This window comes from Acidovorax sp. Leaf78 (assembly GCF_001422735.1).
GTDB lineage: Bacteria > Pseudomonadota > Gammaproteobacteria > Burkholderiales > Burkholderiaceae_C > Acidovorax.
In genome coordinates this window covers 169,425-196,421 of record NZ_LMLZ01000023.1, presented here as the reverse complement: position 1 = coordinate 196,421, position 26,997 = coordinate 169,425, and the positions used below count along the sequence as shown (strand labels likewise).

At 66.3% G+C, this 26,997-nt stretch carries 24 protein-coding genes; 17 read left to right on the top strand and 7 right to left on the bottom strand.

Annotated features, from left to right (window positions below; translation table 11 throughout):
* Position 1: 1 nt before the first annotated feature.
* Positions 2–961: an NAD(P)/FAD-dependent oxidoreductase gene (locus tag ASF16_RS21660; RefSeq protein WP_235507471.1), complete on the bottom strand. Its 960-nt coding sequence runs from the start codon at positions 959–961 to the stop codon at positions 2–4.
* Positions 924–1,412, bottom strand: coding sequence for an Rrf2 family transcriptional regulator (locus ASF16_RS21655; protein WP_056172076.1), 489 nt, complete (start codon positions 1,410–1,412; stop codon positions 924–926). Before ASF16_RS21655 ends, ASF16_RS21660 begins: the two co-directional genes overlap by 38 nt.
* A gap of 255 nt (positions 1,413–1,667) precedes the next feature.
* Here ASF16_RS21655 and ASF16_RS21650 point away from each other — a divergent pair, with 255 nt between their 5' ends.
* On the top strand, positions 1,668–2,429 hold the full coding sequence (locus ASF16_RS21650) for a class I SAM-dependent methyltransferase (RefSeq protein ID WP_056172073.1): 762 nt from the start codon (positions 1,668–1,670) through the stop codon (positions 2,427–2,429).
* Between the two features lie 145 nt (positions 2,430–2,574).
* Here ASF16_RS21650 and ASF16_RS21645 read toward each other — a convergent pair whose 3' ends face one another.
* The gene (locus tag ASF16_RS21645) at positions 2,575–3,525 is read right to left on the bottom strand and encodes a LysR family transcriptional regulator (protein WP_056172071.1); all 951 of its coding nucleotides are present in this window, start codon (positions 3,523–3,525) and stop codon (positions 2,575–2,577) included.
* Positions 3,526–3,642: 117 nt separating this feature from the next.
* Between ASF16_RS21645 and ASF16_RS21640 the strand changes: the two genes are divergently transcribed.
* The 3 genes from ASF16_RS21640 (at position 3,643) to ASF16_RS21630 (ending at position 4,956) form a co-directional block, all read left to right on the top strand.
* Positions 3,643–4,041, top strand: a complete 399-nt coding sequence (locus tag ASF16_RS21640; protein WP_056172070.1) for a 4-oxalocrotonate tautomerase family protein — start codon at positions 3,643–3,645, stop codon at positions 4,039–4,041.
* Positions 4,042–4,098: 57 nt separating this feature from the next.
* Entirely contained in the window at positions 4,099–4,575 is a 477-nt protein-coding gene (locus ASF16_RS21635) for a cupin domain-containing protein (protein WP_156372181.1), read from the top strand.
* A 219-nt stretch (positions 4,576–4,794) separates the two neighbouring features.
* Positions 4,795–4,956 (top strand): hypothetical protein, encoded by a 162-nt coding sequence (locus tag ASF16_RS21630; RefSeq protein WP_156372180.1) that lies wholly within the window; start codon positions 4,795–4,797, stop codon positions 4,954–4,956.
* Between the two features lie 113 nt (positions 4,957–5,069).
* Here the strand turns inward: ASF16_RS21630 and ASF16_RS25680 are convergent, their stop codons facing one another.
* Both ASF16_RS25680 and ASF16_RS25675 read right to left on the bottom strand, forming a co-directional pair.
* Positions 5,070–5,915 carry a toll/interleukin-1 receptor domain-containing protein gene (locus tag ASF16_RS25680; protein WP_082517086.1) on the bottom strand — a complete coding sequence of 282 codons (846 nt, stop codon included), beginning with the start codon at positions 5,913–5,915 and terminating at the stop codon, positions 5,070–5,072.
* A 93-nt stretch (positions 5,916–6,008) separates the two neighbouring features.
* Positions 6,009–6,821 carry a toll/interleukin-1 receptor domain-containing protein gene (locus ASF16_RS25675; RefSeq protein ID WP_082517085.1) on the bottom strand — a complete coding sequence of 271 codons (813 nt, stop codon included), beginning with the start codon at positions 6,819–6,821 and terminating at the stop codon, positions 6,009–6,011.
* 337 nt (positions 6,822–7,158) lie between these two features.
* On the opposite strand from ASF16_RS25675, the gene ASF16_RS21625 reads away from it, so the two are divergent.
* The 7 genes from ASF16_RS21625 to ASF16_RS21595 all read left to right on the top strand — a co-directional run bounded on the left by ASF16_RS21625 (position 7,159) and on the right by ASF16_RS21595 (position 15,603).
* Entirely contained in the window at positions 7,159–8,406 is a 1,248-nt protein-coding gene (locus ASF16_RS21625; protein ID WP_369817185.1) for an ROK family transcriptional regulator, read from the top strand.
* Complete coding sequence (locus ASF16_RS21620) at positions 8,403–9,893, top strand: sugar ABC transporter ATP-binding protein (RefSeq protein ID WP_056172064.1); 1,491 nt, start codon at positions 8,403–8,405, stop codon at positions 9,891–9,893. The genes ASF16_RS21625 and ASF16_RS21620 overlap by 4 nt, the downstream gene beginning before the upstream one ends.
* Positions 9,874–10,890, top strand: a complete 1,017-nt coding sequence (locus tag ASF16_RS21615) for an ABC transporter permease (protein WP_200926955.1) — start codon at positions 9,874–9,876, stop codon at positions 10,888–10,890. Before ASF16_RS21620 ends, ASF16_RS21615 begins: the two co-directional genes overlap by 20 nt.
* Before the next feature lie 316 nt (positions 10,891–11,206).
* Complete coding sequence (locus ASF16_RS21610; protein WP_056172273.1) at positions 11,207–12,196, top strand: substrate-binding domain-containing protein; 990 nt, start codon at positions 11,207–11,209, stop codon at positions 12,194–12,196.
* Positions 12,197–12,641: 445 nt separating this feature from the next.
* A complete protein-coding gene (locus ASF16_RS21605) occupies positions 12,642–13,655 on the top strand; it encodes a sugar phosphate isomerase/epimerase (RefSeq protein WP_056172062.1) in 1,014 nt (337 codons plus the stop codon).
* A gap of 172 nt (positions 13,656–13,827) precedes the next feature.
* The gene (locus tag ASF16_RS21600) at positions 13,828–14,994 is read left to right on the top strand and encodes a Gfo/Idh/MocA family protein (RefSeq protein WP_056172060.1); all 1,167 of its coding nucleotides are present in this window, start codon (positions 13,828–13,830) and stop codon (positions 14,992–14,994) included.
* A gap of 39 nt (positions 14,995–15,033) precedes the next feature.
* Positions 15,034–15,603 carry a sugar O-acetyltransferase gene (locus tag ASF16_RS21595; RefSeq protein WP_056172057.1) on the top strand — a complete coding sequence of 190 codons (570 nt, stop codon included), beginning with the start codon at positions 15,034–15,036 and terminating at the stop codon, positions 15,601–15,603.
* Positions 15,604–15,894: 291 nt separating this feature from the next.
* Here ASF16_RS21595 and ASF16_RS21590 read toward each other — a convergent pair whose 3' ends face one another.
* On the bottom strand, positions 15,895–16,248 hold the full coding sequence (locus ASF16_RS21590; RefSeq protein WP_056172054.1) for a hypothetical protein: 354 nt from the start codon (positions 16,246–16,248) through the stop codon (positions 15,895–15,897).
* A gap of 243 nt (positions 16,249–16,491) precedes the next feature.
* The gene (locus ASF16_RS21585; protein WP_056172052.1) at positions 16,492–17,970 is read right to left on the bottom strand and encodes a PLP-dependent aminotransferase family protein; all 1,479 of its coding nucleotides are present in this window, start codon (positions 17,968–17,970) and stop codon (positions 16,492–16,494) included.
* A gap of 203 nt (positions 17,971–18,173) precedes the next feature.
* On the opposite strand from ASF16_RS21585, the gene ASF16_RS21580 reads away from it, so the two are divergent.
* The 6 genes from ASF16_RS21580 (at position 18,174) to nusA (ending at position 26,977) form a co-directional block, all read left to right on the top strand.
* Entirely contained in the window at positions 18,174–19,013 is an 840-nt protein-coding gene (locus ASF16_RS21580) for a c-type cytochrome (RefSeq protein ID WP_056172050.1), read from the top strand.
* A gap of 13 nt (positions 19,014–19,026) precedes the next feature.
* On the top strand, positions 19,027–20,322 hold the full coding sequence (locus ASF16_RS21575; RefSeq protein WP_056172049.1) for a cytochrome c: 1,296 nt from the start codon (positions 19,027–19,029) through the stop codon (positions 20,320–20,322).
* Between the two features lie 74 nt (positions 20,323–20,396).
* Positions 20,397–20,816 (top strand): thioredoxin family protein, encoded by a 420-nt coding sequence (locus ASF16_RS21570; RefSeq protein WP_056172048.1) that lies wholly within the window; start codon positions 20,397–20,399, stop codon positions 20,814–20,816.
* Between the two features lie 234 nt (positions 20,817–21,050).
* Positions 21,051–24,407 (top strand): DEAD/DEAH box helicase, encoded by a 3,357-nt coding sequence (locus ASF16_RS21565; RefSeq protein WP_235507482.1) that lies wholly within the window; start codon positions 21,051–21,053, stop codon positions 24,405–24,407.
* Positions 24,408–24,810: 403 nt separating this feature from the next.
* Positions 24,811–25,407: a ribosome maturation factor RimP gene (gene rimP / locus ASF16_RS21560; protein ID WP_056172044.1), complete on the top strand. Its 597-nt coding sequence runs from the start codon at positions 24,811–24,813 to the stop codon at positions 25,405–25,407.
* Positions 25,408–25,489: 82 nt separating this feature from the next.
* Positions 25,490–26,977, top strand: coding sequence for a transcription termination factor NusA (gene nusA / locus ASF16_RS21555; RefSeq protein WP_056172042.1), 1,488 nt, complete (start codon positions 25,490–25,492; stop codon positions 26,975–26,977).
* The last annotated feature ends 20 nt before the right edge of the window (positions 26,978–26,997 follow it).

Below are 26,997 nucleotides of genomic sequence, written 5' to 3'. Positions count from 1 at the left end.
GTTATTGCTCGAACACCATCGCCTGGTGCGCGCCCACGCCCGCCAGCACGCCTTCGGCCGACGCCAGCGTGGCGTTGTGCCGCATCAGCGTGGCGTCGCCCGCGGCGTACACGCCGGGCACCGTGGTCATCTTGTTCGCATCGGTGCGGATGCACGGGCCCATGGGGCCGTCGTCCATGGCGCAGCCCAGTTGCTCGGCCAGCGGGCTGGCGGGGCGGGTAGTGGCCGCTACGTACAGGGCGTCCAGCGGCAGCAGGCGCGCGCCGCTGTCGCCGTGGGCCTGCAGGCGCACGCCGTGCAATGCCACGCCGTCGCCTTCCAGCGCCGCAATGCGCGCAGGCTCCACCGCAATGCCCAGCGCCAGCAGCCGCTCGCGCTCGGCGGGCTCCAGCGTGGTGTCGCCGTTCAGGAAGAGGGTGGTGGGGCCCCAGTCGGCGATCAGCTGCGCGTGCATGCCGGACTGCGGCGAGTGGTACAGCACGCCCAGGCGCTGGCCCGCAAACTCGTAGCCGTGGCAATAGGGGCAGTGCAGCACGCTGGTGCCCCAGCGCTCGCGCAGGCCAGCGATGTCGGGCAGGCCATCTTGCACGCCAAAGGCCAGTACCAGCTTGTGAGCCTCCAGGTGCGTGCCATCGTCCAGCACCACGGCAAAGCCGCTCTCCGGCGACCCCGCGCTTTGCTGCGCCGTGGCGGACACGGCCGTGCCCTGGCGCAGCGCCACCGTGGGGTAGGCCAGCAGCTTGCGGCGCGCCTGCTCGATCATCGCCAGCGGCGGCTCGCCGTCCTGCCCGAAGAAGCCATGCGACGCGGCGGCAAACCGGTTGCGCGGCTGGCCCGCATCCACCACGCACACGCGCCGCCGTGCACGCGCCAGCTGCATCGCGGCCGACAGGCCGGCAAAGCTGCCGCCTATCACGATCACCTCATACGCCTGGGTGGTTGTCATTGCTGCTGCCGCCATGAGAAATCTCCTTGTGACCGTGGCACCCGGCCACCATGCGTTGATGAAACTCGGCCGACAGCTGCGCCAGCGTCACCTCGCCCAGGCGGGCCAGCAGCACCTCTTCGGCGGCCTGGTACGCGTCCGTCAGCGCGCGGTTGACGGCCTGCTCGACGATGCAGCCCGGGCTCTCCACCCTGTTGCCCACCGCCAGCAGGGTGGGCGCGCCCAGCGCTTCGTGGATGTCGCGCAGGGTCACTTCGGACAGCGGGCACGACAGCACCCACCCTCCGCCATGCCCCTTGGCCGACGAGACAAAACCCGCATACCGCAGCCCGGCCATCAGGCGGCGGACCACCACAGGGTGGGTCTGCATGGCCTGCGCCAGCGACTCGGACGTGGCGGGGCCATCCATCTCTGCCATGTGCAGCAGCGCGTGGAGGACGTTGGAAAGGCGGCTATCTCGTTTCATGCAACATTCAAAGTTGCGTGATGTTAGCATGGGCCCAGAAGGAGCGCTGGCGGATTCACCGGCCACTACTGAATTGATAGCTGCTAGCGCTTGATAGACAAGCGGTAGGGGCCAATTTGGCTTGATTTTCTGGCCCCTGTGGTGCACCCCCACCCGTTCGGGTTGAGCCTGTCGAAACCCTGCGCCAACCCGGCAAGCCCTTGGCTCACCCCACCGCAAAACGCCATACCCACCGCATCCACCGCACACCACACCATGCCCCATCCCACCACCACGTCCCCCTTCACCGACCCCGCCGCCGTCGCCCGCTACGCCGAAGGCCCGCGCCGCAACGTGCCCGGCTACGACAGCCTGCTGCCCATGGTCCGCATCCTGCTGGCCGAGCGCGTGCCCGCCGACGGCCGGGTGCTGGTGGTGGGTGCGGGCGGCGGGCTGGAGCTGGAGGACATGGCGCGCGCGCACCCCGGCTGGCGCTTCGACGGTGTGGACCCCAGCCAGCCCATGCTGGACCTGGCGGCGCAGCGGCTGCAGAGCGCGGGCGTGTCGGGCGACCGCGTGGCGCTGCACCACGGCTATGTGCAGAGCGCACCGGCCGGGCCGTTCGATGGCGCGACGTGTTTGCTGACTTTTCACTTTGTGCCGCGCGAGGAGCGTGCGGCCATGGTGGCCGAGATCCGGCGGCGGCTGAAGCCCGGCGCGCCGTTCGTCGCGGTGCATCTGAGCGTGGCCGATGGTGAAGGTGCTGGCGTCGAAGGCGGTGGCGAAGGCGGGGCAGGGGAGCGCGACCTGTGGCTGTCGCGCTATGCGGCATTTCAGGTGGCGTCCGGCATGGCGCCGGAGATGGCCGAGCGGGGGCGGGCCAAGGTGGCGGCCGAGCTGGCGGTGCTGACGCCGCAGGAGGACGAGGCGATCCTGCGCGAGGCCGGGTTCGGCGATGTGCGCATGTTCTACATGGGGTTTGCGTTCCGGGGCTGGGTGGCAACGGCCTCCAGTGAACGCGGCGCCCACTCGCCCTGAAACCGTTCACGTTGACTGAGCCCTTCCACAGGCTCAGGACAGGCTTGTCGAAGGGCCGCCGCGCAAGGCTTCGACAGGCTCAGCCCGACGGTTGCTCAACTTCAGGGAACCCCCCGACCAGCCAGCCGTTGGTGCAAGAAAACCCTCAACGCACAGGCGCCAGCGCCCACCGGTCCTTGGCCGCCTTCACCAGAAAATCAATCACCGCCTTCACCCTGGCCGCATTGCGCCGGCCCGGTGACGACACCGCGTACAGCGTGTGCACCGTGCGGGACGCAAAAGGCGCCAGCACCTCCACCAACCGGCCTTGCGCCACATCGGCCGCCGCGAGCGGGCAGGACAGCATGCCAATGCCCGCGCCGCCCACCAGCGCGTGGTGCACCAGGGCCGAACTGCTGGCGGCCAGGCGGGAGCGCACGGTCACCTCCAGTGGCTTGCCCTGTGCGCTGCCGCGTGGATTGAGAAATGTCCAGGTCACCGCCGGCCCCTGCGCGGTGTGCGTGACGGTGTGGTGCTGCTGCAGATCGCTGGGGTCGGCGGGCGTGCCGTGCAGGCGCAAATATTCCGGAGCCGCGTACAGGCGCCGCTCGAAACGGCCCAGCGCGCGCGCAACCACCAAGTCGCTGTGGCCCACGGTGGTGCGCAGCGCCACGTCGATGCCCTCCGTCACCAGGTCGGCCACGCGGTCATCGGCCAGCAGCTCCACCCGCAGGGCGGGGTAGCGCGCCTGCAGGTCCGCCAGGTGGGGCAGCACCAGCGCTTCGCAAATCTCCTGGCTAGAGGCCAGGCGCAAGGTGCCCGCCACGCGGCTGCGCTGGTCCGACAGCGATGCCCCGATGTCCTCCAGCTGCGCCAGCAAGGCACGCGCTTCCTGCGCCAGCTCTGCGCCCTCGGGCGTGGCCGACAGGCCGTGCGTGGACCGGCGCAGCAAGCGCACGCCGTAGCCGGCCTCCAGCCGGTCCACACCACGCGCGACCACCGACACCGCCACATCCATCTCGCGCGCCGCTGCAGAAAACGAGCGCAGGTCGAGCGACCGCACCAGCCACCGCAGGTCGGCCGGATCGGGGAGGAAGGAGCGAGGTTCTTGTTTCATCGAGCGCGCCTTTGCGTGCGGAGCAAAAGCCATTATCGCCACGGGCGGTTTCCGTGGCGGGGCGCAATTTCTACAGTGAAGGCTCGTTCAACCCGATGCATTCAACAGGAGTCCTCCATGCCCATCCTCAACGTCAAAGTGTCTGCCCAACGCACGCCCGAGCTGTCTGCCCGCATTGCAGAAACCCTGCTGGACCTGACCACCCGCGTGCTCGGCAAGCGGCGCGACCTCACCGCCGTGGTCCTCACCTTTGTGGACCCCGCCGACTGGTACATCGCCGGCCGGTCGCTGGCCGACCTGAAGCAGTCAAGCTTCTACTTCGACGTCAAGGTGGTGGACGAAACCAACACCAAGGCCGAAAAGGCGCGCTACATCGCCGAGGCGTTTGAAGCCTTCGAGGGCCTGCTGGGCACGCTGCACCCCGAAAGCTACGTCTACGTGCAGGACGTGCGGGCCGCCGCCTACGGCTTTGGCGGCCGCACACAGGAATACCGCCACCAGCACCCCGAGCAATAAACAAGCAACCCAGCAATCAAGCAATCCATCCACCAACAACTACCCAGGAGCACCGACATGACGATGACGACAACGAACGACCACCTTCTTGCCGACGTGATCGTGGCCCAGACGCTGGAGCGTGCGGGCCTGGCGGGCTGGATCCCCGAAGGCGAAGGCAAGTGGTCCCTGCCCATCCAGTTCCTGCCCGACGATGCGGGCTGGGTGGAGCTGATGCGCCTGTCGCCAGGCACGCGGCTGGGCCTGCACCGGCACACGGGCGAAGTGCACGCCCTGACGCTGGCGGGCGAGCGCCGCCTGAACGATGGCCGCGTGGTGCGGCCGGGCGACTACATCCATGAGCCCGCGGGCAATGTGGACTGGTGGGAGGCGACGGGCACCGAAGAACTGCTGGTGTATGTGGTGGTCAAGGGCAGCGTGGAATATTTGGGGCCGCACCATGCAGTGCTGCAGCGGATCACTATGGCTGATCGGCGGGCGGATTACCGCCGGTGGTGCGAGGCGGTGGGAGTGTCGGCGCGAGATCTTTGCTAGGGGCCCTGCCGGGCGTGGCACGCTATGCAGCGCAGGCTAGTACGTGTCCCGTAGAAATATGAGTTAAAAAGAGCTCCAGCGCTTATTGGTAGAGCGCTCGTAGCTATTGAATAAATAGCAATTTTTTTCCGCCCTTGGCCGCGTGCTGTTGGTGAACGTAGGGCCGTGGAGAGCGGCTTTTGGTTGTCGCGCTATTTGGCATTGCAGGTAGCGTCTGGCATGGCGCCGGAGCTGGCGGACGGCGGATGGACCAAGGTTGCCTCAGAACTGGTTGCGCTGATGCCGGAGGAGGACGAGGCGATGCTGCGCGAGGCCGGGTTCGGCGATGTGCGCATGTTCTACATGGGGTTGGCGTTCAGGGGCTGGGTGGCGAGCGCTTAGAAATGGATTGGATTGGAGGGGACGAGCGTGAGGCTAGGAAGACCGTTAAGCAAAATAATGAATAATTCGTTTTGGGACTTTTTTAAAAATTTCGATCATTATATAAATTTTATTCAATAAATTGGTTGTTGGCGACGTGACTGCAGGCTGCGGTATGCAGCAGTCTGTTGTTCTTCCGAATATTGTCTCATTGAAAAATCATCTGGCCATTCACGCGCACATTTACGTCTAATCTGATAAAAAACTTCTTCTGGGATGTCTGAAGGTCGTCCTTGGCGGAGTTTTTCAACGGCTTCTTGTTGCTGATTTATGCAATAAGCGCGCATCGAAAAATCCTCCGGCCACTCCCGCTCGCAGTGCTGCGCGATGATCTCCCCAGAGGCCGCATAGTCGTCGTCTTGAGATGGTATTTGAGTAGCAGTTACTCCAATTAGGTGTTTATCTACTATGTGCTCTTTTGTTGGGGTTGAGTCAACTGGTATTTCAAGTGTTGTCGCATAGTAAACAAGCGCTTCAAGTTGGTGTTGGTAAACGGCGGGTGACTCGCTTTGAATATGCATTCTTGAGGCTAATTCAGCAATCAATTGGTGAATGTCTGCCATGCTGTCACAGCTTAGCGCATTTAGGCCACGAAGAGGACCTTTTAGCGCTTGAGGGCGTAATCCGGGCGCCAGTAGAGGTATTAGGTGACGTCTAGCCCCCCAGCGTGCTCCTAGTTCAAATAGTACATATGCTGATGCGAGGCTTTGCGAGGAAATTACTCCGATAAAGCACTCTGCGCCTAGCGCTTCTTCGCGCAATTGTTCATCAGTGTCTGAGCCCCCTGGCAGACGATAGCCATCTACGCTTGTGCATCGAATGTCCTGTGCTTTGACCATCAAAGCAGTAACAATCAATTGAACAAATATTGCAGCGAGTTCAGCGTCTTCGCTGCTATGACTGATAAAAAGCTTAATCATAGAATTTTTATCTGATTGCTGGTTGCTGCCAGTAGGGGAGGCGCCAGGAGCTGGCTTCTTTATGATCACCTTGAATATAAAAATACATGCTTGCTATGCTGTTGAGGCGCATTCCGTAAAAACTCGAAGAGCTTTGTTGTATACGGCCGGTTTCTCTGTGCTTATCTTTAGACGTTGAGATAGATCTTCTATTAATTGGAGCATGTCTGGTTCGGAAGATCCGTTGATTGCATGTATCTCGGAGAGTGGGGCTTTTAAGTCATGTGCCTTTGTTCCATTTGTCATGATTGGTGCTAAGTATTTGTTGGCTCCCCATCGTGCACCTAGTTCAAACATGACGTAAATCGATGCCATGCTTGCTGGACTAAGTATTGCGATAAATATTTCACTTTCGAAAACTTCCGCCTTGAGCTGATTATTTGATTCCGCTCCGGCAGATAATTTATAGCCATCGACGCTTGTGCATCGAATGTCGCTGGAGCGTATGTTTAAAGCCAGTCGAATTAAATCAATTAAAGACTCTGCAATTTTTTTATCTACACTGCTGTGGCTAATAAATATTTTCATTGTTGTAGGATTTTCGATTTTTTTTGGGATTGAAAGATCAACATGTTTTAAGAGTGATAGCGCTTCGCTGATTTGTTCGTCGGTGCTTCGTGCCCATATTGGCTGAATGTAAATAACGCCAGGAGACGGTCGAGGAGATGGTCGCCATCGCGCTACGAATTCCTGGGCTTTAGTGAGTAAATAGCTGACTTCCGATACTGATTCTTCAGACGGGTTGCTTAAGAGCAATGAAAGTGCATCCTCCACTAGAGGTGCGATTGAAGCTAGATGCTTAGGTTCGGAAGCAATGGCAGCTTTCGCACTTTTGACTACACTACGAGTTCGATTCCAATAATTCATAGCAGTAAATTAAAAATTTCTCTAAGATGTGCAATAAGAATCCGCATGTTCTGTAACTACGGCCTGAAATCTACTCCACATTACGAGTATGACGGCGAGGATGAATGAAATCTGGGAGATTTGCAATCGAAAGATTTCAACAATGGTCGGGCATTCACATCGGGCGTGTAGAGATGCCGGTCGCACATTTATCCTAACAATTTGCACTTTAGATTCAATGGTGTTTAACCTAAATTAGGTCAAAGTTAAGTCTTGCCCGGCCAAAGTAGACCGCATAGCATCCCTGTCAAGCACCCACCCCCATGAGGTGCTACACAACAACGACAGGAGACAAGCCTTGCCATCCACCCGCTGGAGTCACTGCGGCACCGAAGACCTGGACGTCTTGCAGACCATCTTCTGGTCCGCGGGCGCGTCGCGCAATGCGCTGGCGCAGCGCCTGGCCTATTCCAAGAGCAAGGCCAACGCCATGGTTGCGGCGCTGCTGGACGAGGGCCTGCTCGACGAGGTGGGCCTGCAAGAATCCTCTGGCGGCCGGCGGGCCGAAACCCTCCGCTTGAGCGAAACCCTGGGCGTGGTCATTGGCGCCGACCTGGGCGCAACGAGCATGCAGGTAGCGATCATGCGGCCCGACATGACGGTGCTGGCGCGGCACCGCGAGCCCATCGATGTGCGCCAGGGGCCGGGCGTGATCCTGGCGCGGCTGCGCGGGCTGATGCGGGAGCTGATGGCGCGCTGCGGGCTGGCGGCGTCGCAGGTCATTGCCATCGGCATGGGGCTGCCGGGGCCGGTGGATTTTGAAAGCGGGCAGCTCGTCAACCCGCCGCTGATGCCCGACTGGGACGGCTTCTCCATCCGCGACTACCTGCGCGAGGCATTTGCCGCGCCGGTGTTTGTGGACAACGACGTGAATCTGATGGCGCTGGGCGAGCTGTGGCGGCTGCAGCGCAATCTGCCCAACTTTTTGGTGATCAAGGTGGGCACGGGCATTGGCTGCGGCATCGTGTGCCACGGGCAGGTGTACCGGGGCGCCAACGGGTCGGCCGGTGACGTGGGCCATATCTGCGTGGACCAGAGCGGGCCGCGCTGCCACTGCGGCAACCAGGGCTGTGTGGAGGCGATGGCGGCAGCGCCCGCCATGGCGCGCATGGCGATGGAGGCCGTGGACCGGGGCGAGAGCGCGATGCTGGCCGAGCGCCTGCAGGCCACCGGCACGCTGACGACTGAAGACGTGGCCCAGGCCAGCCGCGCGGGCGATGTGGCGGCCAACGCAATCATTCAGCGGGCGGGCAGCCTGGTGGGGCAGATGCTGGCGTCCATCGTGAATTTCTTCAACCCGTCGCATGTGTTCATTGCGGGGCGGGTGACGGACATGGGGCCGCTTTTCCTGGCGTCGGTGCGGCAGAGCGTGTACCACCGGTCGCTGGCGCTGTCGACGCGGCACCTCGAGATTCAATACGCGCCGCTGGCCGACGATGCGGGGGTGGTGGGCGCGGGTGTGCTGGCCATGCAGCAAAGCTTGGCGCTGTCGCCGCGTGCCTCTTCTTCTGCGACCAAAGCCAATGCCGTGGGGGCCACACGATGAGCGTCGCTGTCGAGTTTCGCAATGTGACCAAGGAGTTCGGCCCCGTGCGCGTGCTGCACGGCGTGGGCTTTGCCCTGCAGCCGGGCCGGGTGTACGGCCTGCTGGGCGAGAACGGCGCGGGCAAGTCCACCTTGATGAAGATTTTGGCCGGGTACGAGAGCCCCACCACCGGCGAGGTGGTGGTGGACGGCGCGGTGCGCGCCCCGGGTGGCGGCTCGCGCGCGGCCGAAGCGCAGGGCATTGTGCTCATTCACCAGGAGTTCAACCTGGCGGACGACCTGACGATTGCGCAGAACATCTTTCTGGGCCACGAGATCAAGAAGGGCCCCTTCCTGGATGACAAGGCGATGCGCGAGAAGACGCGTGCTGCTCTTGCACAGGTGGGTTTGCCGCTGGACCCCGACACGCGCGTGAGGAAGCTCATCGTGGCCGAAAAGCAGCTGGTGGAGATTGCCCGCGCGCTGGCCCGCAATGCGCGCCTGCTCATCATGGACGAGCCCACCGCCACGCTGACCCCGGGCGAGACGGAGCGCCTGTTTGCGCTGATGGCTGGCCTGAAGGCCGCGGGCGTGACCATCATCTACATATCGCACAAGCTCGACGAAGTGGAGCGCACCACCGACGAGGTGGTGGTGATGCGCGACGGCCTGCTGGTGGCGCGCGAGGCCACGGCCAGCGTGACGCGGCGGCAGATGGCCAACCTGATGGTGGGCCGCGAGCTGGCGGATTTGTTTCCGCCCAAGCTGCCAGCGCCTGCGGGTGGAGAGCCCGCCATTCAGGTGCGCGGCCTCACGGTGCCCGGCTGGGCCGAGGACGTGAGCTTTGACGTGCGGCGCGGCGAGATACTGGGCTTTGCCGGGCTGGTGGGCGCGGGGCGCACGGAGCTGTTCGAGGGCCTGCTGGGCCTGCGCCCGCGCTCGGCCGGCACGGTGGAGCTGGCGGGCAAGCCGGTGAATTTGAAAAGCCCGCGCGATGCGGCGCGCCATGGCCTCACGTACCTGAGCGAAGACCGCAAGGGCAAGGGCCTGCACGTGCACTTCAGCCTGCGGCCCAACCTGACGCTGATGGCGCTGGAGCGCTACGCCAAGCCCTGGCTCGACCCGGCGGCCGAGCAGGCCGCGCTGCGCGATGCGGTGCAGGAGTTCGGCATCCGCACCGGGTCGCTGGAGGTGCGGGCGTCGTCGCTGTCGGGCGGCAACCAGCAAAAGCTGGCGCTGGCCAAGGTGCTGCACCCCGGCCCCAGCGTGGTGGTGCTGGACGAGCCCACGCGCGGCGTGGACGTGGGCGCCAAGCGCGAGATCTATCACCTGGTGCAGCGCCTGGCAGAGCAGGGGCTGGCGGTGGTGGTGATTTCTTCCGAACTGATGGAGCTGATCGGCCTGTGCCACCGCGTGGCGGTGATGCGCGCCGGGCGGCTGCAGACCACGCTGCAAGAACCACATTTGACCGAAGAGGAGTTGATCGCACATGCCACAGGTACCCGCTGAAAACGCATCCACCGCAGCGGGCCGCCACGGCGGCGCCACGGCCTGGTGGGGCAAGCTGCACGGCCTGGGCCCGGTCATCGGGCTGGTGCTGCTGTGCATTGCCGGCACGCTGCTCAACAGCAACTTCGCCACCTACGACAACGTGATGAACGTGCTCACGCGCACGGCCTTCATCGGCATCATCGCGGTGGGCATGTGTTTTGTGATCATCTCGGGCGGCATCGATTTGTCGGTGGGGTCGATGGCGGCGCTGATCGCAGGCTCGGTGATTTTGTTCATGAACGCGATGGCGCCCGTGCTGGGCTCGCCCATGGCGGCCGTGGTGGTGGGCATGCTGCTGGCGGTGGTGCTGGGCGCGGTGTTCGGGCTGGTGCACGGCCTGCTCATCACCAAGGGGCGCATCGAGCCCTTCATCGTGACGCTGGGCACGCTGGGCATCTTCCGTGCGTACCTCACGTATTTTTCGAACGGCGGGGCCATCACGCTGGAGAACGATCTGTCGGACATCTACAGCCCGGTGTACTACGCCAACCTGCTGGGGGTGCCGATTCCGGTCTGGGTCTTTTTGCTGGTGGCTGTCATCGGCGGCGTCATCCTGAACCGCACGGCCTACGGCCGCTATGTGCAGGCCATCGGCTCCAACGAGCAGGTGGCGCAGTACGCGGCGGTGGACGTGCACAAGATCAAGATCCTGACGTACATGCTGCTCGGGGTGTGCGTGGGCATTGCCACGCTGCTGTACGTGCCGCGCCTGGGGTCCGCATCGCCCACCACGGGGTTGCTGTGGGAGCTGGAGGCCATCGCCGCGGTGATCGTGGGCGGAACGGTGCTCAAGGGTGGGGCGGGCAGCATCACCGGCACGGTGGTGGGCGCGATCCTGCTGTCGGTGATCAGCAATATCTTGAACCTGACCAGCATCATCAGCGTGTATTTGAACGCGGCGGTGCAGGGGTTCGTGATCATCGCCGTGGCTTTCATGCAGCGTGGAAAGAGGTGATGGCCGTGTCGCCACTTCATTCCTTTCATTCGCCCCGCGAGGCCGCCCCGACCCCCGAACCGTTCGGGCTGAGCCCTTCGACGTGGCTCAGGACAGGCCTGTCGAAGCCTGGGCACTCGCGCCCCATGGTGACAGCCCTTCGACAGGCTCAGGGCGAACGGGGGAGTGGCGCAGGCCCCAGGTGCTTGCACCCGTTCCGAAGCGCTTCCACCGGTTTTTGATTTCGTCAGTGTTCCCCAGTCGGCCAGGCTTTCATGGCCATTTTCAGCAAAGCAACAGCAACAGCAACAGCAACAGCAACAGGAGACAACGCATCATGAACAGCAAGACATCAACTTCGTCCTTCACCCGCCGCCTGGCCCTCTCGGCCGTGGGGGCCGCAGCCGCACTGGCGCTGGCAGGCCCGGCGATGGCGCAGGCCAACAAGACGGTGGTGGGCGTGGCCATTCCGTCGGCCACGCACGGCTTCACGGGCGGCATCGTGTACTGGGCCAACCAGGCCAAGAAGGACCTGGAGAAGGCCCACCCCGGCCTGCAGGTCATCGTCAAGACCGCAGGCGGCGCGCCCGAGCAGGCCAACCAGCTGCAGGACCTGGTCACGGTCAACAAGATCAACGCATTGGTCATCTTCCCGTTCGAATCGGCCGCGCTGACCAAGCCCGTGGCCCAGGTCAAGGCCAAGGGTGTGTACGTGACGGTGGTGGACCGCGGCCTGACGGACACCAGCGCGCAGGACGCGTATGTGGCCGGTGACAACACCGCGTTTGGCAAGATTCCGGCCGAGTACATCGCCAAGGCGCTGAACGGCAAGGGCAACGTAGTGGCCATGCGCGGCATTGCGACCACGCTGGACAACGAGCGCATGGACGCGTTCAACGCGGTGCTCAAGAACCACCCCGACATCAAGCTGCTGGATGCCAAGTACGCCAACTGGAACCGCGACGATGCTTTCAAGGTGATGCAGGACTACCTGACGCGCTTTCCGCAGATCGACGCGGTGTGGGCCGCCGACGACGACATGGCCGTGGGCGTGCTCAAGGCCATCGAACAGGCCAAGCGCAAGGACATCAAGCTGGTGTTCGGCGGCGCGGGTGCCAAGGGCATGATCAAGACGCTGGCCGACGGCAGCAACCCGCTGATCCAGGCCAACGTGTCGTACAGCCCCAAGTTCATTTATGACTCGATCAAGCTGACGGCCGAGGCGCGCATCAAGGGCGAGAAGCTGCCTGCGACGACGATCATCCCGTCGGTGCTGATCACCAAGGAAAACGCGAAGAACTTCTACTTCCCCGACTCGCCGTTCTGATGGTGGTTTTGAGATAAAAAAGGTCTCTACCGCTTGTCTGGTAAGCGCAAGCAGCTACTAAAAATATAGCGGTGACTGCTTGCTGGGCAAGTGGAAGCCATGGCTCTCAACCCATCCAGCCCGAACCCGAACCCGAACCCGAACCCGAACCCGAACCCGAACCCGAACCCACCCCCGCCCGTTCGGGCTGAGCTTGTCGAAGCCGCACCCAGCCGTGCCCGGCCTTCGACAAGCTCAGGCTGAACGGATTTGGGAGGTTGGGAGGTTCGGATGTTGGGATTCAACGATTGCCAGACAAAAGCCATGGCAGTCACCACGACCCGAATGGCTCAACACCACCCCCGCCCGTTCGGGCTGAGCCTGTCGAAGCCACACCCTGCGTGCCCGGCCTTCGACAAGCTCAGGCTGAACGGTGGGTGGACCGAATAACCAGGACGCACGCACCATGCCCAGACCCGTCACCCTTTTCACCGGCCAGTGGGCCGACATGCCGCTGGCAGAACTCGCGCCCCTGGCCAAGAGCATGGGCTATGACGGCCTGGAGCTGGCCTGCTGGGGCGACCATTTCAACGTGCAGGAGGCGCTGTCGACGCCCCAGTACGTGAAGGACAAGCACGCGCTGCTGGCCCAGCACGGCCTGCAGTGCTTTGCCATCGGCAACCACCTGGTGGGCCAGGCCGTGTGCGACCTGATCGACGAGCGCCACCATGCCATGTTGCCGCCCCACGTGTGGGGCAACGGCGAGCCCGAGGGCGTGCGCCAGCGCGCCGCCGAAGAGCTGGCCGATACCGCGCGTGCGGCTGCGCAGTTCGGCGTGAAGACGGTCACCGGCTTCACGGGCTCGTCGGTGTGGCATTCGATCTACGCGTTTCCGCCCACCACGCAGGCGTATTGGGACAAGGGGTTCGTGGACTTCGCAGACCGCTTCGGCCCCATCCTTGATGTGTTCGAGGAGCACGACATCAACTTCGCGCTGGAGGTGCACCCCACCGAGATCGCGTTCGACATCGCCTCGGCCGAGCGTGCGATTGCAGCGGTCAACCAGCACCGGCGCTTCGGCTTCAACTACGACCCGAGCCACCTGGCCTACCAGGGCGTGGACTACGTCAAGTTCATCCGCCGGTTTGCCGACCGCATCTACAACGCCCACATGAAGGACGTGTGGTGGGGCAAGGGCGACGGCACGGTGGGCACCTTCGGCGGGCACACCAGCTTTGGCGATGCGCGGCGCACCTGGGACTTTCGCAGCGTGGGGCGCGGGATGATCGATTTCGAATCCATCATCGTCGCGCTCAACGACATCGGCTACCGGGGCCCGCTCTCGGTGGAGTGGGAGGACAGCCGCATGGACCGCGTGCACGGCGCCACCGAGAGCGCGGCGTTCTGCAAGCGGCTCGACTTCAAGCCCGCGGCAGGCGCGTTCGACGCGGTGTTTGCGCGCGACCAGCAGAACGTGTGAGGGCTCTCCAGCCACCGCCCCCATTCAACCGCCATCCACCACTCCCTCACCGTTCGGGCTGAGCCTGTCGAAGCCAGGGCAGGGTGCTCGACAGCCCCTCGACAAGCTCAGGGCGAACGGCCGGGTGGTGTCGGCAACAGCGAACCAAGAACAACAAACAAAGGCCTTCCGTATGTCCAGTGAAGTCAGAAAGCTCCGCTACGCCATGGTGGGCGGCGGCCACGGCGCCTTCATCGGTGCGGTGCACCGCAAGGCCATGGCGCTCGACGGCCAGTTCGCGCTGGTGGCCGGTGCGCTCTCGTCATCGCCCGAGCGGGCCCGCGCATCCGGCGCCGAGCTGGGCCTGGCGGACGACCGCAACCACGGCAGCTGGCAGGACCTGCTGGCCGACGAGCTGCGCCGCAGCCCCGATGAGCGCATCGACCTGGTGAGCATCGTCACCCCCAACCACGTGCACCACCCGGTGGCCCTGGCCTTTGTGCAGGCGGGCTTTCATGTGGTGTGCGACAAGCCGCTGGTGCACACCAGCGCGCAGGCCGATGAGCTGGTGGCGGCGGTGAAGAAGGCCGGCACCGTGTTCGGCGTGACCTACAACTACACCGGCTACCCGATGGTGCGCGAGGCCCGCCACCTGGTGCACAGCGGCGCCCTGGGCATGCTGCGCAAGGTCACCGTGGAATACAACCAGGGCTGGCTGGCCACGGCAGTGGAGCAGGGCGGCGGCAACAAGCAGGCCGACTGGCGGCTGGACCCGGCCCGCAGCGGCGCGGTGGGCACCATGGGCGACATCGGATCGCACGCTGAGAACCTGGCCGCCACCGTCACCGGCCTGCGGCCCGAGGCGCTGTGCGCCGACCTCACCACCTTCGGCGCAGGCCGCCAGCTGGACGACGACGCACAGCTGCTGCTGCGCTATGCGGGCGGCGCACGCGGCGTGATCGTCGCGTCGCAGGTGGCGGCGGGGCTGGAGAACGATGTGCGCCTGCAGGTGTCCGGCACGCTCGGCACGCTGGTGTGGCGGCAGGAGGACCCCAACCACCTGGTGCATTCGCCGGTGGACGGGCCGCGCCGCATCCTCACCCGTGGCTCGCCCTGGCTGAGCGAATCGGCGCTGCGCGCAGGGCGCATTCCGGCCGGGCACCCGGAGGCTTTCATCGAAGCGTTTGCCAATGTCTACCTGGGCGTGGCGGCCGACATCCGGGCGCGGGCCGCGGGGCGCACCGCCACCGCGCTGGAGGCCGACTACCCGCGCGTGGAAGACGGGGCCGAGGGCGTGCGCTTCATCGAGAAAGTGGTGGAGTCCGCCGCGAGCGAGCGCAAGTGGACGCCCTTGGGCTGACCCGTCCGGACTGGCGTGGCAGGGCTGGGACAATGGCCCATGACCTCTGAAAAATCCAAGATGATCGCCGGCGCGCTCTACAACGCCGCCGACCCCGAGTTGACCGCCGACCGCCTGCGCGCGCGCCAGCTGTGCCACGACATCAACACCACCCGGCCCGACACCGCGGGCACGGTGAAGGCGCTGGTCGCGCAACTGGTGCCGGGCGTGCCGGCCAGCGTGGCGATCACGCCGCCTTTTCAGTGCGACTACGGCTACAACATCACGCTGGGCGAGGGCGTGTACTTCAACGTGAACTGCGTGGTGCTGGACGTGGCGCCAGTGCACATCGGCGCGCGCACGATGATGGGGCCGGGCGTGCAGATCTTCACCGCATCGCACCCCATGTCGCCCGAGGAGCGTGCGGGTGGGCTGGAGCTGGGCGTGCCGATCACCATCGGCGCGGACGTGTGGATCGGCGGCGGCGCCATCGTCTGCCCGGGCGTGACGATTGGCGATGGTGCTGTGATTGGTGCGGGCAGCGTGGTCACCCGGGATGTGCCGGCGCGGGTGTTTGCGGCGGGGAACCCGTGCCGGGTGGTGAAGCCGTTGGATCCGTTGGTGGTGTGAGTCTGGTGGGGTCGAGGCTGATCTGGCTCCAACGCTGTTCACCTTGAACCATAGCTAGTTCGCCCTGAGCCTTAATTCCGTTCACCCTGAGCCTCAATTCCGTTCGCCCTGAGCCTGTCGAAGGGCTGCCACCACAGGGCGCGTGTGCCCTGGCTTCGTTCGCCCTGAGCCACGTCGAAGGGCTGCTCATTCAGGGCGTGTGAGCCCTGGCTTCGACAAGCTCAGCCCGAACGGTTATGGGGAGTGGGTAAGGGCGCGCTTCTGATGCTGCCCTGGCTCACCGACGCGAACTCACGCATTCGCCAGCTGAAACCGCTGATCGAAATTCATCTTCCCCAGCACCCGCAGCGCCGCCGCACGCGTGGCGCTGTCCACCTTGCTGATGTCCAGGCTGTAGCGCTTGGCGGTGGACACCACGTCCACGCATTTGTGGCCCCATTGCACGGCCACGAGCAGGGTGGGGCGCTGGCCGGCCTCCACACCGCCCACGGAGACGCCGCGCTGCTCGGGCCGCAGCATGAATTCGAGATGCGGCGTGCGCGTGAGCGTGAGGCGGCTGGCACCGAGCGGGCCCAGGGCGAACGAAACGACCCAGTCGTCTTCGTCTTCCACGGTCAGAAACGGGACATGCTGGGGTGCTGCCATGGTGGGGCGTTGGGTGGGTGGTGGATGCTGGCGGGTTGCCAGACTGGTAGCGCTGCCCGGGTTGCGGGCGGCGGTCAGTATGCCGTTGCAAAAGCCGTGCCGAGGTCGGGAGAACCCGAGGTTGGGCCTTTCCAACGCCGCGGGGTTTCGTCAGGTGGCTGCAAGCCAAAACGTGCTGTGGTGGCGCGGTGCGGGCGGGTCCGCGCGGCCCGCCGCGGTTCAACTATTGGTTGATTCATAGATTCAATCAGCGGTTGAATCGCCGTGCTCGCCCGGCCCTGGGCTACTTTGGGCCAGGGCCGTCGCCAGCTCGCCCACCGTCTGCAGCGCGGCTTCCAGGCGGCTTTGCGCCGGGTGCCCGTAGTTGATGCGCACGCAGTGGGCAAAGCGCCGGTCGGCCGAGAAGATCTGCCCCGGCGCCAGGCTGATGCCCTGCTGCAGTGCCTGGCGGTGCAGTTGCAGGGCGTCGACCTGCGGCGGCAGCTCCACCCACACAAAGTACCCGCCCTCGGGCTGCGACACCCGCGTGCCCGGCGGGAAGTGCCGGGCCACCGCGCCCAGCGCGATGGCCTGCTGCTGCGCCAGGCTGCGGCGCAGCTGGCGCAGGTGCCGGTCGTAGCCGCCCTGGGCCAGGTATTCGGACAGCGCCTGCTGCGACGGCGTGGCGGCCGAGAGGGTGGTCATGAGCTTCAAGCGCTGCACCGCCGTGGCAAAGCGGCCCGCCGCCACCCAGCCCACGCGGTAGCCGGGCGCCAGGCTCTTGCTGAACGAGCTGCAGTGCATCACCAGGCCGTGGGTATCGAACGCCTTGGCCGGGGGCGGGCGGTGCGGGGCGAAGTGCAGCTCGCCGTACACGTCGTCTTCGATCAGCGGCACCTGGTGGCGGGCCAGCAGGGCGACCAGCTCGCGCTTCTTGCTTTCGGGCATCAGGCTGCCCAGCGGGTTCTGAAAGCTGGGCATGAGCCAGCAGGCCTTGACCCGCTGGTGGGCGGGCTGGCGCTCCAGCGCCTCGGCCAGGGCGGCCAGGTCGATGCCGTCGCGCGGGTGGGTGGCAATCTCCAGCGCCTGCAGGTTCAGCCGCTCCAGCGCCTGCAGCGCGGCGTAGAAGGTGGGGGATTCGACCACCACGATGTCGCCCGGCTGGGTGACGGCCTCCAGGCACAGGTTCAGGGCCTCCATCGCGCCGTTGGTGATGATGATTTCTTCCACAGCCACCGCGCTGCCGTGCAGGCCGTAGCGCAGCGCGATCTGCTGGCGCAGGCGTTCGTCGCCGGGCGGCAGGCTTTGCACGATGTTCCAGGGGTCGAGCTTGCGCATGCCGCTGGCCAGGCAGCGCGCCAGCCGGTCCAGCGGAAACAGCTCCAGCCCCGGGAAGGCCGAGCCCAGCGGCACCAGGTCGCGGTCGCGCGCCAGGCCCAGCACTTCGAACACCAGGTCGCTGATGGCCACGCCGGTGGAGGTGCGCGCGGGCTGCGAGGGCAGGGGCTCTGCGGGGCGCGACCCGGTGGCGGGCAGCCGCGCGCTGACGTAGTAGCCCGAACGCGGCCGGGCGTGGATGAGCCCCTGGGCCTCCAGCAGGTAGTACGCCTCGAACACGGTGGACGGGCTGATGCCGCGCGTGCGGCTGGCCTCGCGCACCGACGGCACGCGGTCGCCCGGGCGCAGTGCGCGGCTGTGGATGAGCTGGGCGATGGCGTCGGCGTGGCGTTCGTAGCGTTTCATGGGGGGCGGGCTGACGGGGTGGGCCCCTTGGGCCATGGGGGCCTGGGAGCGGATACAGCGCAAACTGATCTGTATTTTTAACTGGAAACTGAATCTGTACTGTTTTGGGGGTTGGGCGTAGAGTGCCGTGGTGCGCTGGTGCGGGCGGTGATGAACGCCCGGCCCAGCTGGCGACCCTGTCGATCCCCACCCGAATAAAACCCATGATTGATTGCCTGCGCAGCCTGCTGCGCCCTGTTTCTGGCTGGCCTGCTGCTGCGGTGGCGGCTGTCTCGGTAGCGGCGGTTTTCAGCGCCAGCGCGCTGGCCGCGCCCGCTGCTCCCACCCCGCCAGCCACGGCGTCGGCCACGATGTCCGCATCTGCCACGGCTGCAGCAGCGCCCACGGTGCCTGCCGCCGCCATGGCCTCGCGCGTGCTGGCCTGCACCGCCTGCCACGGCAAGGAAGGGCGGGCCACGCAGGAGGGCTACTTCCCGCGCATCGCGGGCAAGCCGGCGGGCTACCTGGCCAACCAGTTGCTCAACTTCCGCGACGGGCGGCGCAGCTACCCGCAGATGACCTACCTCATCGAGCACCTGACGGACGACTACCTGCGTGAAATGGCCGATCACTTTGCGGCGCAAGACGTGCCGTACCCGCCGCCGCCCGCACCCCAGGCGCCAGCCGCCGCGCTGGAACAGGGGCGCGTGCTGGTGCAGCAGGGCGACGCCGCGCGCCGCATCCCCGCCTGCGTGTCGTGCCACGGCAGCGCCATGACGGGCGTGGCGCCGTCCATCCCGGGCCTGCTGGGCCTGCCGCGCGACTACCTCAACAGCCAGCTGGGCGCCTGGAAGACCGGCCAGCGCCGCGCCCATGCGCCCGACTGCATGGCCGACATCGCCCGGCAGTTGACGCCCGACGATGTGAGCGCCGTGTCGGCCTGGCTGGCGGCCCAGCCCGTGGCCGGGGGCGGCAAGCCCGCGCGCACCCTGCCGGCCGCCATGCCCGCCCGCTGCGGCGGCGTGGCCGAGGTGCCGGTGGCTGCTGCAGTTTCAGCACGTTGAGAAGGATGCACCCATGAAACGCATCCTCTGGACCCTTTCTTCCGTGCTGGCAGCCGTGGGCATCGCGGCCGCGGCCGTCATCACGCTCAACCTGCGCGGCGAAGAGCCGCTGCCCGCGGCCGAGACGCTGCAGAGCACGCCCGCGCTGGTGGCGCGCGGCGAGTACCTGGCGCGCGTCGGCAACTGCATGGCCTGCCACACCACGCAGGGCGGCGCGCCGTTTGCGGGCGGGCGCGGCATCGAGACGCCGTTCGGCGTGGTGCACACCTCCAACCTCACGCCCGACCCGGCGCAGGGCATCGGCAGCTGGACGTCCGCCGAGTTCTGGCGCGCCATGCACCATGGCCGCAGCAAGGACGGGCGGCTGCTGTATCCGGCCTTTCCGTATCCCAACTACACCCAGGTGACGCGCGCGGATTCGGACGCCATCTTTGCGTACCTGCAGAGCGTGCCCGCTGCGGCGCAGGCCAACCGCGAACACGCGCTGCGCTTTCCGTACAGCACGCAGGCGGCGCTGGCGGTGTGGCGTGCGCTGTTCTTTGCTCCGGGCGCCGCCAGCACCGCGGCCGACGCCGCGCCCACGAAGACGGCGGAATACGACCGCGGCGCCTACCTGGTCAACGGCCTGGGCCACTGCACGGCCTGCCACACGCCGCGCAACGCGCTGGGCGCCACGGCCGACGCCAAGGCCTTCAACGGCGGGCTGATCCCGGTGCAGAACTGGTATGCCCCCGCGCTCAACGCGGCGGCCGAGGCGGGCGTGAAGGAATGGGCCACGGACGACGTGGTGGCCTTGCTGAAAACCGGCGTGGCCCCGCACGGATCGGTGCTGGGCCCCATGGCCGAGGTGGTGTTCCGCAGCACGCAGTACCTGACCGATGCCGACGCCCGTGCCATGGCCGTGTACCTGCAGGCGCTGCCGCAGCAGGCCGCCCGCGCCACCCCGGCGCCCTACACCGCGCCACCCGCCGCCGCCATGGCGCGGGGCGGCAAGGTGTACGAGCAGCAGTGCGCGCAATGCCACGGCGATGCAGGGCAGGGCCAGGCGGGCGCCTTCCCGGCGCTGGCGGGCAACCGCGCCGTGCTGCTGGCCGACCCGACCAACGTGGTGCGGGTGGTGCTGCAGGGCGGCTACCTGCCCGCCACGGCCGGCAACCCGCGCCCGCACGGCATGCCGCCGTTTCAGCAAACGCTGGGCGACGAGGACGTGGCGGCGGTGACCACCTTTGTGCGCAACAGCTGGGGCAACCGGGCGCCCGGTGTGGGTACCATCGAGGTTTACCGCGCCCGCGAACGGCGCGGCATGTAAAGGTGCGGTAGTGCGGTGGCAGGGTCTGCCGGCAGCGCCCGCCGCGCCGCCCACCCCCGAAGGAGCCCCCGTCGATGCAAAGCCCGGCCTCGTTGCCAGACCCCACGCCGCAGAGCCCGGCCGCCGCCACCCCGGGCGGCTGGTGGGCCGTGTGCCTGTGCGCTGCCTGGTGCGGCACCTGCGGCGTGTACCGCCTCCTGTTCGACGAACTGGCCCGCGCGCACCCGGACGTGCGCTTCGAATGGGTGGACATCGAGGACGACGCGGAGATCGCCGGTGACCTGGATGTGGAAACCTTCCCCACGCTGCTGATCGCCGATGGCGAACGGGCGCTGTTCCTCGGGCCGCTGTTGCCGCAGGCGCCGGTGCTGGGGCGGCTGCTGGCCAGCCTGCAGGCGTCGTCGCCCCAGGCGGGCGGTGCGGGCAGTACAGGCGGTACGGGGGGTGAGGCGCAAGAGGTCTTCGAGCGCGTGCGTGCTGCGCGCAGCCGGTAGGCGCTGCGGCGGTTTTCTCTTCTGTTGGTGCGGAATGCTCCTTTTTTTATAGCTGCTGGCGCTTGATAGACAAGCGGTAGAGCCGGTTTTTGCTTGGATTTTGTGCCTACGCCCCGTCCCCCCTGGTTCCAGATCGGTTCATTGCAGGCCCAGTGCGACAAAGGCACCTGGTCGCGCGGGGCAGCGCTGCACCGCCAGGGGGCCGTGCTGCGCATCGCCGTCAAGCCGGACGGCATGGCCGGGTGGGCGCTGGACGGCGAGGTGCTGGGCAGCCAGCCGGTGCCGTATGCCGTGCGCGTCCAGCTCACCCTGTCCGACGCCGGCGTGGTCCAGTCGTGGTGGGGCGAATGCAGCTGCCCGGTGGGGGCCGACTGCAAGCACGCGGTGGCGCTGGCGCTCAAATCCGTGCACCTGGGCGGCGAGCCGCCGGCCACGGCCACGCAGGCCACCCAGGCTGCGGACGCGCTGAAGGCCCTGCAAGAGCGCAAGGAAGCGCTGGCCCGCACCGAGGCCGAGGCGCGGCTGGTGCACTGGCTGCGCGAATGGGACCGCGCGGCGGGCGCGTCGGCCACCGCACCCGCTGACCCACAGGTGGACCGGCCCGAGCAGTACCTGTATCTGGTCTCCACCGTGGGGCTGCCCCGCGCCACGCTGCAGCAAATGCAGCTCGAAGCCGTGGTCTCCTACCCCAAGCTGACCGGCGGCTGGGCCAAGCCCAAGCCGGTGCGCACCCAGCCCGCGCCAGGGCAGGCGGTGTACGACCGCGCAAGCGACGCCGACCGCCAGGTGCTGCAGCTGCTGCGCGCCATGCCGCGCGGGCTGGGCTACTACTCGGCCTACAGCGCCGGGCCGGTGGCGGTGCTGGAGGGCTCGGTGGGCGTGCTGGCGCTGCAGCAGGCGGCCAGCACCGGCCGCCTGTTCGCGGATGCGGGCGGCTCCATGGTGGGCACGCCCCTGGCCTGGGGGCCGCCGCTGGCTATCGCCTGGGCCTGGCACGAGTCACGCGCCCCGGCTGCGGCCGGTGGCGACACCACCTGGGCGCTGCGCCCCGGCCTGCCCGGCACCACGGCCACGCTGTGCAGCAACAGTCCGCCTTTGTACGTGGACGCTGCCAACGGCCTGTGCGGCACGGTCGACTTGCAGGGCCTGAGCGCGGCGCAACTGGCCATGCTGCTCAAGGCGCCGGCGCTGAGCACCGCGGCGCTGCAAAAGCACCAGGCCGAGCTGGCCACCCGCCTGGGCGGCGTGCTGCCGCTGCCGCCGGTGGGGGCGCCCTTCGCCCGGGTGCAGGGCGTGAAGCCCCTGGCGCGGCTGTTTCTGGCGCCCACACCGCCTGCAGATATGCCCGACATGGGCCTGATCACCGCGCAATTGCAGTTCGACTACCAGGGCCACGTGGGCTGGTGGGCGGGGCAGGACCTGGCCTTGATGGTCCCGGGGGCCGACGGCGTCCAGGTGCTGCTGCAGCGCGATGCAGTGGCCGAGCTGTCGGCCATCGAACGCCTGCTTCACCTGGGCCTGCTGGGCACCGACGACGGCCTGTTCGGCATTCCCGGCGAGCAGCCGCAAACCGCCTGGATGCACTGGGCCGACAACGGCTTCGCGGTGCTGCGCGACGCAGGCTTTGCCGTCACGGTGGATGCGGCGCTCAACGGCTGGATCACCCATGCCGACACGCTGGCCGTGGCGCTGCAGCCAGACGGTGCGGGCGATGGCGATGGCAAGGGAGGAGAAGGCGCAGGCGGAAGCGGAGGCGATGAGGCCACGTCCCCCTGGTTTGCGCTGTCGCTGGGCATGGAGGTGAACGGCGTGCGCCACAACATCCTGCCCTGGCTGCCCGACCTGATCGCCGCCGCAGCCGACCAGCCGCTGGATGCCGCCACCGGCCTGCCCCAACTGCCGCCCTATGTCTACCTGCCATCGCTGCAGGGCCCGGGGTTCGTGCGCCTGCCGACCGACACCCTGCGCCCCTGGATGGCCGCGCTGCTGGACCTGGTGGGTGACCGGGCGCACGACTTCACCGCCGACAGCCTGAAGCTGTCGCGCCTGGACGCCCTGCGCACCAGCGCCGCGCTGGGCCAGGGCGTGCCGTGGCAGGGCGCCCACGCGCTGCGCGCCGTGGTGGACCAGCTGCAGGGCGCCAGTGCCTTGCCCCAGGTGCCGCTGCCCGCCGGCGTGCGCGCCACCCTGCGGCCATACCAGCAGCAGGGCCTGAACTGGCTGCAGTTCTTGCGCGCCCACGGCCTGGCCGGGGTGCTGGCCGACGACATGGGCCTGGGCAAGACGCTGCAGACCCTGGCCCACATCCAGGTCGAAAAAGACGCCGGGCGCCTGACCGACCCCGCGCTCGTCATTGCACCCGTGAGCCTGATGGGCAACTGGCAGCGCGAGGCGGCGCGCTTTTGCCCCGGCCTGCGCTGCCTGGTGCTGCATGGCGCGGGCCGCCATGCGGTGGCCGACGCGGTGGCCGAGCACGACCTCGTGATCGCCCCGTATTCGCTGCTGCAGCGCGACCGCGACCGGTGGCTGGCTCAGCCGTGGCACCTGGTGGTGTTGGACGAGGCGCAGAACATCAAGAACGCCAGCACCCAGGCGGCGCAGGTGGTGGGCGCGCTCAACGCGCGCCACCGCCTGTGCCTGTCGGGCACACCCATGGAAAACCACCTGGGCGAGATCTGGAGCCTGTTCCACTTTTTGATGCCGGGGTTTCTGGGCAGCCAGCAGCGCTTCAAGCAGGTGTTTCGCACGCCGATCGAAAAGCAGGGTGACGGCGCGCGCATGGCGCAGCTGCGCGCGCGCATCACGCCGTTCATGCTGCGGCGCACCAAGGCCCTGGTGGCCGGCGAGCTGCCGCCCAAGGTCGAGACCGTGATGCCAGTGGAGCTGGCCGGCGCGCAGGCCGACCTGTACGAGACCATCCGCCTGGGCATGGAGAAAACCGTGCGCGAGGCGCTGCACACCAAAGGGCTGGCCAAATCGCAGATCACCGTGCTGGATGCCCTGCTCAAGCTGCGCCAGGTGTGCTGCCACCCGCAACTGCTGCCGCTCGACGCCGCCCGGGCCGTCAACGCATCGGCCAAGCTGGAGCAACTGATGGTGATGCTGCCCGAGATGCTGGCCGAGGGGCGGCGGGTGCTGCTGTTCTCGCAGTTCACCAGCATGCTCACGCTGATCGAGGCCGAGCTGAAAAAGCGCGGCCTGCCCTGGGTCAAGCTCACCGGGCAGAGCCAAAAGCGTGACGCGGTCATCGCGCAGTTCACCAGCGGGCAGGTGCCGCTGTTCCTCATCAGCCTGAAGGCGGGCGGGGTGGGGCTGAACCTGCCGCAGGCCGACACCGTGATCCACTTCGACCCCTGGTGGAACCCCGCGGCCGAGGCCCAGGCCACCGACCGCGCCCACCGCATCGGCCAGACGCAGAGCGTGTGGGTGATCAAGCTCGTGGCGCAGGGCACCATCGAAGAGCGCATCCTGGCGCTGCAGGACAGGAAGGCGCAGCTGGCCGGCAGCCTGTACAGCGGCGCCGCCGCGCGCAAGGAGCCGCTGTTCACCGAGGGCGACCTGGCCGAGCTGCTGGCGCCGCTATCGCAGTGATAGCGGCTGGCGCGTGTGGGGCGCGCGCCACGTGCCGTTTTGGCTGTGGGTATTTGTCGCCCATGGCGTGCACCCCGCTCGCAGCCGCATGAATGCTGGTTTTCGCCGGATTCGGGGTGCGTTCACAACAGTTTTGCGAGTGCGCGCCTTTGCAAATCAACACTTTGCACGCTACAATACGAGTCTCACGACCAAACGGGCGGGTACCAACCGCCCGTTTTTTTTGGTCGAACGCTTTTGGAGCTCGAAGCTGTCGGAGAAGAGTCTCCGGGGGTTATCGGGTTTTTTGTTTTGGACTGACGCAAAAAAATGGGTGCACACGCCGTGTGCACCATGGGTGGGCCAGGTGCCTGATCCCGGTTTGCGCCAGATCTTGTGGTTTATCCGGGATTGAACTGAACACGTGGCATTGCAGCAAGTCGTTGAACAAATAGTGACGGGCCTGGGGTATGACCTGGTGGAGATCGAACGCTCCGCCGGTGGTCTGCTGCGCATCACCATCGACTTGCCCTGGGTGCAGCCGGCCGCCGATGCGCCCGCGCCCCTGCTCGATCAGTTCGTCACGGTCGAGGATTGCGAGAAGGTCACCCGCCAGCTGCAGTTTGCGCTGGAGGTCGATGGCGTCGAGTACAAGCGCCTTGAGGTGTCCTCACCCGGCATCGACCGCCCCCTGCGCCACGAACAGGACTTCGTGCGTTTTGCAGGCTCGGTCATCGACATCACTTTGAAGGCGCCCATCGGCGCCGCAGCGAGCGGGCAGGTCAACGCCACCCGCAAGAAATTTCGCGGCACGCTGGAGCGGGCCGAGGCAGGGGGCTGGCAGATCGTGTGGAGCGAAGAGCCCGCCGTGAAGCCGGGAGCCAAGGTCAGCAAGAAGCGCGTGCCCGCGCCGCTGCAGGCTCTGGGCTTTTCCCTGGATGAAATCAGGGATGCCCGTCTGGCGCCCATCGTGGACTTCAAGGGGCGTGCAGGCAAGGCTGGGCCAGCAGCGCCCGCCTGAGCCGCCGAACGATCGAACAAACGAGGTGGGGCTGCAGCGCGCTGCCACTGCCCTCAGGTGATTGAAATAGGAGAGTCGTCGCATGAATCGCGAATTGTTGATGTTGGTTGAGGCCATTTCACGCGAGAAGAACGTGGAGCTGGACGTGGTCCTGGGCGCCGTGGAGTCTGCCCTGGCCCAGGCTACCAAGAAGCTGTACCAGGGCGAGGTGGACATTCGCGTGTCCGTTGATCGCGACAGCGGCAACTACGAGACTTTCCGCCGCTGGCTGGTGGTGCCCGATGATGCCGGCCTGCAGAATCCTGAAGCCGAAGAGCTGCTGATGGACGCGAAGGATCGCATCCCGGACATCGAAGTCGGCGAGTACATCGAAGAAGGTGTCGATTCCGTGCCCATCGGCCGCATCGGCGCCATGGCGGCCAAGCAGGTCATCCTGCAGAAGATCCGCGACGCAGAGCGCGAAATGCTGCTCAACGACTTCATGTCGCGCGGCGAACGCATCTTCACCGGCACCGTCAAGCGCATGGACAAGGGCGACATCATCGTCGAGTCCGGCCGGGTGGAAGGCCGCCTGCGCCGCAGCGAAATGATCCCCAAGGAAAACCTGCGCAGCGGCGACCGCGTGCGGGCCATGATCATGGAAGTGGACCTGACGCTGCGTGGCGCGCCCATCATCCTGTCGCGCTCTGCGCCCGAGTTCATGATCGAGCTCTTCCGCCAGGAAGTGCCCGAGATCGAGCAAGGCCTGCTCGAGATCAAATCCTGCGCCCGTGACTCCGGCTCCCGCGCCAAGATCGCCGTGCTGTCGCACGACAAGCGCGTGGACCCCATCGGCACCTGCGTCGGAGTGCGCGGCACCCGGGTGAACGCCGTGACCAACGAGCTCGCCGGCGAGCGCGTGGACATCGTGCTGTGGTCCGAAGACCCCGCCCAGTTCGTCATCGGCGCGCTGGCCCCGGCCAACGTGTCCTCCATCGTGGTCGATGAAGAAAAGCACGCCATGGACGTGGTGGTGGACGAGGAAAACCTCGCCATCGCCATCGGCCGCGGCGGCCAGAACGTGCGCCTCGCGTCCGATCTGACCGGCTGGAAGATCAACATCATGGACGCCGCCGAAAGCGCGCAAAAGCAGGCCACCGAGACCGACACGGCCCGCAAGCTGTTCATGGAAAAGCTGGATGTGGACGAGGAAATCGCCGACATCCTGATCTCCGAAGGCTTCAACAGCCTCGAAGAAGTGGCCTATGTGCCCCTGCAGGAAATGCTGGAGATCGAAAGCTTCGACGAAGACACCGTCAACGAGCTGCGCGCCCGTGCCAAGGATGCGCTGCTCACGATGGAAATCGCCCGCGAGGAAAGCGTGGATGAGGTCTCCCAAGACCTGCGCGACCTTGAAGGCCTCACCCCCGAATTGATCGGCAAGCTGGCCGACGGCGGTGTGCATACACGTGACGACCTGGCCGATTTGGGCCTAGATGAACTGACCGACCTGACCGGACAGTCTGAAGAAGATGCCAAAGCCTTGATCCTGAAGGCGCGCGAACATTGGTTCGCGGGGCAGCAAGAGTAAAGGTCAGGGAGGCACGAACC